Genomic DNA, 1,867 nt, shown 5'->3' with positions numbered 1-1,867 from the left:
CTTTGTTTGCGCGCCATGGGCGCGCTCTAACGGGTGTAAGTCCCGAACACACCCAGATAGTGGGAAGTGTATAGCTGAACAGCAAGGGTGTTTATCGTGAGGTAAAATCTGAAGGAAGCTGTAAGCAAATCTCTGATCTGACGGACAGAAATCACATATAAGGCTAGGCTGCGAGAGATAAGTCGGCAAAGAGCGACGAAGTCTAATAACTATCACATTTGTAGTAGCAGAGTAAATGTGGCGGATACATGGAGGGAAAGAGCGTGCACCTTAAGCGTGGAGGTCTCACAGAGGTTTCATTAGCCCAGTAACAACGAACTGTGAGAAGTCAGCAGAGCCCATAGTAGTGAAGAAGTTTCCGTAATGGAAATGGAGCAAAGGGGCGAACAATCAATCAGTTTTAGTAGAGTCTTGATTGCAGAAAAGACAACATCTGCCGTACCCAATCGGGAAAGGGTGGTCAATTCAAGCGAGACGGAAAGGAACGAACGCATGGACACAAGTAGTCTAATGGAGCAGATATTAAGTAAAGAGAATCTCAACACAGCATATCTGCAAGTCGTACGAAACAAAGGTGCAGAGGGAGTGGACGAAATGAAGTACACGGAACTCAAGGAACACCTTGCAAAGAACGGCGAAATCATCAAAGAACAGTTGAGGACAAGAAAATATAAGCCTCAACCAGTACGCAGAGTGGAGATACCAAAGTCAGACGGAGGTGTCAGAAACCTGGGAGTACCAACAGTAACAGACCGATTAGTACAGCAAGCCATAGCGCAGGTATTAACACCAATCTATGAAGAGCAATTCCATGACCATAGTTATGGATTCAGACCGAATAGGTGCGCCCAGCAGGCAATCATCACAGCATTAGATATGATGAATGACGGCTATGACTGGATTGTTGACATCGACTTAGAGAAGTTCTTTGATACAGTAAATCATGATAAACTGATGACCTTAATTGGTAAAACAATCAAGGACGGAGACGTGATTTCAATTATCAGGAAGTTTCTTGTTAGTGGAATCATGGTAGATGATGAGTACAAGGAATCTGTGATAGGAACACCACAAGGTGGAAATCTGTCACCGCTCCTTGCCAATATCATGTTGAATGAGCTTGATAAGGAAATGGAACAAAGAGGACTGAACTTTGTCAGATATGCAGACGACTGTATTATTATGGTCGGAAGTGAAATGTCAGCAAAGAGAGTGATGAGAAATCTCACGAAGTTTATTGAAGAGAAACTAGGGCTCAAGGTAAATATGACAAAGAGCAAGGTAGACAGACCAAATGGTCTTAAGTATCTTGGATTCGGATTCTACTTTGACAGTAGGGCACACCAATTTAAGGCAAAACCACATGAAAAATCTGTAGCGAAATTCAAGACGAAGATGAAACAGCTCACTTGTAGAAGTTGGGGAGTAAGTAACACTTATAAAGTGCAGAAACTCAATGAATTAATTAGAGGGTGGATTAACTACTTCAAGATAGGTAGCATGAAAACTCTATGTGCGAAAATGGACAGTAACATTCGTTATAGACTACGCATGTGTATTTGGAAACATTGGAAAACTTCACAAAACAGAGAAAAGAACCTTGTAAAGTTAGGAATAGACAGAAACACAGCAAGGAGAGTCGCTTATACGGGGGCAAGGATTGCCTACGTATGCAACAAAGGCGCTGTTAATGTGGCTATAAATAACAAAAGATTAGCCTCATTTGGACTAATCTCTATGTTAGATTACTACACCGAAAGGTGTGTTACTTGTTAAGTTGATTGAACCGCCGTGTACGGAACCGTACGCACGGTGGTGTGAGAGGTCGAAAATTTCTCTAATCAGAGAAATTTTCTCCTACTCGATT

At 42.2% G+C, this 1,867-nt stretch carries 1 protein-coding gene; it reads left to right on the top strand.

From position 1 onward, the window contains the following. Positions 1-492 precede the first annotated feature (492 nt). The gene (gene ltrA, locus DXC51_RS29190) at positions 493-1,776 is read left to right on the top strand and encodes a group II intron reverse transcriptase/maturase (protein WP_035323742.1); all 1,284 of its coding nucleotides are present in this window, start codon (positions 493-495) and stop codon (positions 1,774-1,776) included. Positions 1,777-1,867 lie beyond the last annotated feature (91 nt).

It is taken from the genome of Eisenbergiella massiliensis, from assembly GCF_003435485.1.
The sequence above is the reverse complement of the archived record's forward strand: the minus strand, read 5'-3'. Positions and strand labels throughout refer to the sequence as shown.

Coding starts and splice junctions, on each gene's coding strand:
- ltrA (WP_035323742.1), top strand. CDS start 493: ATGGACACAAGTAGTCTAATGGAGCAGATATTAAGTAAAGAGAATCTC.